The organism is Acidovorax sp. KNOB132, from assembly GCF_057541515.1.
The window spans coordinates 1-3,940 of the sequence record NZ_BAAJYT010000310.1 but is presented as its reverse complement, the minus strand read 5'-3'; the positions used below and the strand labels follow the sequence as shown (position 1 = coordinate 3,940).

Here is a 3,940-nt window from a genome sequence, read left to right as displayed (position 1 = left end):
CCCCCGCAGCGCCGGCCAGGCATGCGGCTGCCAGCAGCGCGGCGCCGCAACGCAGGGCGAAGGCGCCGGCCGGGCGGGTGCGGAAATTGGGAAGCGACGAAGTCATGGCGTGTCTTTGACATGGCTGTTGAGCATGGACGGGTCGCAGCCTGCGGCGCCGCCCCGTTGCCATTGTGAGGGCCCGGGCCTCAATCCACGGGCGTCGAGATGATCCAGCCCTCCAGCGGGTCCAGCCCCGGCGGCAGGCCGTACAGCGCATCGCCCTGCCGGTGGCGCTGCTCCGCCCAGGCGGCCTGCACCAGGCACAGCACGGCGTCCAGGCGGTCGCCGCTGGCGTCGTCCACCAGCGCATCGCGCTGCGCGTGCGTGAGCTTGAGCCGCAGCCCCAGCCGGGTGGCGCCGTTCTCCAGCGCCGTGACCAGGTCCTTGCGGGCGATGAGGCGGTCGGGCGTCTGCTTGGCGCGGTCGTCGCTCTTGTAGCTGCGCCGGGCCAGGATCTCGCGCGCCAACAGGCCGGGGTAGGCCTCCAGCGCCACGCGGGCCGGATCGCCCGCATGCAGGCCGGGCAGGTGCACGCCGGCATCGAGCAGCAGCGGCACGCCCGCGTGCAGCATGTAGGCGACGGGCGGGTTGACCCACTTCATCGACGGGCTGGAGCCCGCCGGCCCATCGGCGGCGCGGTGGGCGAACTTGGCCCCCGCCGGCGCGCATCGCAGAATGCCGCGAAGGTGTCGCGGATCTGCGCGCGGCTCAGGCCCCGGTAGTGCTGCATGCTCGCGTGCCAGGTGAGCGGCCAGCCCAGGTGCGCCAGCAGCTCGCGCGGCAGGCCGAACGGCAGGTCGAACCCGCCCACCCAGGTGCGCGGCTCGGCCAGCCAGCGGCCGAAGCCGGCCAGGGTGTCGAAGGTCTCCAGCCCCGACAGCACCACGCGCGCGCCGGCCAGTTGCCCGCTGGCGACCACGATGGGTTTGCGCCGGCTGGGGCTGCTGGAGAAATCGCAGCCGATCAGCATCGGCATCGGCATCGGCAGCGGCGGCACGGCGCTGTCACCCGCATCCATGCCCTACCCCAGCGCCAGGGCGGTGACGCCCGCCGCGATCAGCACCGCGCCCGCGATGCGCGCGGCCCGGTCGCCCTCGCCCAGCAGGTGGCCGCCGATGAGGGCGGCGAACAGCATCGACACCTCGCGCGCCGGCGCCACGTGCGACAGCGGGGCCTCCTGCATGGCGTACAGCACCAGCACGTAGGCCACCGGGCTCACCGCCGCCACCAACAGGGCGAAGCGCCACTGCACGCGCCAGAGCACGCGCGCGGCCGGCAGGTCGCGCAGCACCACGGGCGCGAGCACCGCCACCCGCACGAAGTTGCCCATGTAGTCCACGAGGATGGGCGACATGCGCAGCACCTTCACCGCGTAGCCGTCCACCACCGTGTAGCTGGCGATGAACGCGCCGGTGAGCACGCCGTAGCGGATGCCCGCATGCACCCGCTGCCGCGCGGCCGGGTCGTGCGCGGCGCGCAGCAGCGCGGGGCCGCCGGCGATGAGGAACACCCCGCCCACCACGCCCGCGATGCCCAGGCCCCCGAGCAGCGAGATCTGCTCGCCCAGGAACGTGATGGCGACGAGCGACGACATCAGCGGCCCCGAGCCGCGCGCGAGCGGGTACACCACGGTCAGGTCGGCCTGGCGGTAGCCGCGCAGCAAGATGACGTAGTACGCCACGTGCAGCAGCCCGCTGGCCACGACGAAGCCCCATTCCCTGGCGCCCCATTCGGGCACGGCGTCGCGCCCGAGCCACCAGCCCAGCGGCGCCCAGCCCAGCATCATCAGCACCGAGGTGAAGAAGGCAAAGCGCGAATCGCCGCCCGCTTTCTTGGCCGCGATGTTCCAGCATGCGTGGATGAGCCCGGCCAGCAGGATGAGGGCGAAGGCGTTGAAGGTCACGGTGGTGAAACGGGGGAGAGGAAGCCTGAATGCAGAAGGCCGCAGCGCACGGCGCCTGCGGCCTCGGAAGACGGGTGGGGGACGGGGGAGGCAGGCCCGCCTAGGCGCGGCCGATGATGGACGCCGTGGCCATCAGTTCTTCCAGCAGCGCGAACGACACGCGGCCCGACACCGAGTACGGGTCCAGCTCGGGCTTTTCGGAGTATTTGAGCAAGATGGAATGGTTGATCCGGGTCAGGTTGACCTGGCCCATGGTCCAGCCGCCGAAGCGGCGCTCGTGGATCTCCTCGAAGTGCAGCAGCTCCACGTCCTTGTGCCGCGGGTCCTTCTGGATGTGGCCGTACAGGGCGCTCACCGCGGAGCGGCCGCCCTCGATCGCCTGCAGGAACACGCCCCCGCCGTAGCAGAGCACGCCGGTGATGCCGCAGGTGGGGTTGTGCTGGCGCGACTGGCTGAGGATGGCTTCGATGGCGTCGGGCGAGGTGTCCACGGCGCGGCTGGCGTAAAGCAGTCGGACGAGCATGTCAGTTCCTTCCGGGAATGAGCGAGAGGAATTCGCGGCGCAGGGCCGGGTCCTTGAGGAACACGCCGCGCATGACGGAGTTGAGCATCTTGCTGTCCATCTCGCGCACGCCGCGCCAGGACATGCAGAAGTGGCTGGCCTCCATCACGATCGCCAGGCCGTCGGGCTGGGTCTTTTCCATGATGAGGTCGGCCAGCTGCACCACGGCCTCTTCCTGGATCTGGGGGCGGCCCATGACCCAGTCCACCAGCCGCGCGTATTTGGACAGGCCGATGACGTTGGTGTGCTCGTTGGGCAGCACGCCGATCCAGATCTTGCCCATCACGGGGCAGAAGTGGTGGCTGCAGGCGCTGCGCACGGTGATCGGGCCGACGATCATCAGCTCGTTCAGGTGCTCGGCGTTGGGGAACTCGGTGATGGCCGGCTGCTGCGCGTAGCGGCCCTTGAAGACCTCGTTGAGGTACATCTTGGCCACGCGCCGCGCGGTGTTCTGGGTGTTGTGGTCGGTCGCCGTGTCGATGACCAGGCTGTCGAGCACGCCCTGCATCTTGGCCTCGACCTCGTCGAGCAGCAGTTCCAGCTCGCCGGGCTCGATGAACTCGGCAATGTTGTCGTTCGCATTGAAGCGCTTGCGTGCCGCGGCCAGCCGTTCGCGGATTTTGACGGAAACGGGCGTGCCCTCTTCGGGCGGCGCGTCGTTCGATTCGGCGGCGAGTTGTCTGAACATGGGCGGCATCGTACCAGCGAATGCCCGCCCCGGCTTGCCGAGTGTTTTTTGGCCCCCAGCGCATATTCCTCTAGGGCGTATAGCTATGAAAATAATAGCAACAAACCCAAGCCGCACCGGCTCAGTAGCGGTTGCCGGTCACCCAGAGCGCGGCGCGCATGATGGCGAAGGCGATGCGGTCCAGCGCGCGCTGGCGCCAGGGACGCTCCGCATAGGCGCGCGGGTCCATGCGCTGGCCGGCATGCTCCATGGCGTGCACCAGGCGTTCGCGCAGGTCGGCGGCGAAGCCCGCGTCCTCGATCACCACGTTGGCCTCGCGCGCCAGCAGCAGCGACAGCGGGTCCAGGTTGGACGAGCCCACGGTGGCCCAGGGGTGTTCGCCCAGCGCATCGACCACCGCCACCTTGGCGTGCAGGAAGCTGGGCGAATACTCGTGGATCTCCACGCCGGCCTTGAGCAGCGCGCCGTACACGGGCCGGGCCGCGTGGTACTGCATGAAGTATTCGTAGCGCCCCTGCAGCAGCAGGCGCACGCGCACGCCGCGGCGCGCGGCCAGCACCAGCGCGCGGCGCAGCTTGCCGCCGGGCACGAAGTAGGCGTTGGCGATGATGATCTCGTGCCGCGCGTTGGCGATGGCGCGGCGGTAGGCGCGTTCGATGCGGCTGCGGTTGCGCAGGTTGTCGCGCAGCACCAGCGCGGCCCGCATGCGGGGGCCCGCGTCGTCCGCGTCCTCCTGCGCGCGCCG

At 70.4% G+C, this 3,940-nt stretch carries 4 protein-coding genes and 1 pseudogene; all 5 read right to left on the bottom strand.

What is annotated here, in order from left to right; all coding sequences use genetic code 11:
• Positions 1-188: 188 nt before the first annotated feature.
• A pseudogene (locus AC27IO_RS21530) lies at positions 189-1,024 on the bottom strand (DUF429 domain-containing protein).
• A gap of 39 nt (positions 1,025-1,063) precedes the next feature.
• Positions 1,064-1,945 carry an EamA family transporter gene (locus AC27IO_RS21525; protein WP_284405502.1) on the bottom strand — a complete coding sequence of 294 codons (882 nt, stop codon included), beginning with the start codon at positions 1,943-1,945 and terminating at the stop codon, positions 1,064-1,066.
• A 100-nt stretch (positions 1,946-2,045) separates the two neighbouring features.
• Entirely contained in the window at positions 2,046-2,468 is a 423-nt protein-coding gene (locus AC27IO_RS21520; protein WP_272565458.1) for a BLUF domain-containing protein, read from the bottom strand.
• Between the two features lies 1 nt (position 2,469).
• Positions 2,470-3,195 (bottom strand): GTP cyclohydrolase I, encoded by a 726-nt coding sequence (gene folE, locus AC27IO_RS21515; RefSeq protein WP_272565459.1) that lies wholly within the window; start codon positions 3,193-3,195, stop codon positions 2,470-2,472.
• A 121-nt stretch (positions 3,196-3,316) separates the two neighbouring features.
• Positions 3,317-3,940, bottom strand: a 624-nt coding sequence (locus AC27IO_RS21510; protein WP_498740677.1) for a phospholipase D-like domain-containing protein, incomplete at its 5' end; no start/stop codon positions are given.

Excerpts from the sequence above, each read along its gene's own strand:
- folE (WP_272565459.1), bottom strand. The coding sequence starts at position 3,195 with ATGTTCAGACAACTCGCCGCCGAATCGAACGACGCGCCGCCCGAAGAG.
- AC27IO_RS21520 (WP_272565458.1), bottom strand. The coding sequence starts at position 2,468 with ATGCTCGTCCGACTGCTTTACGCCAGCCGCGCCGTGGACACCTCGCCC.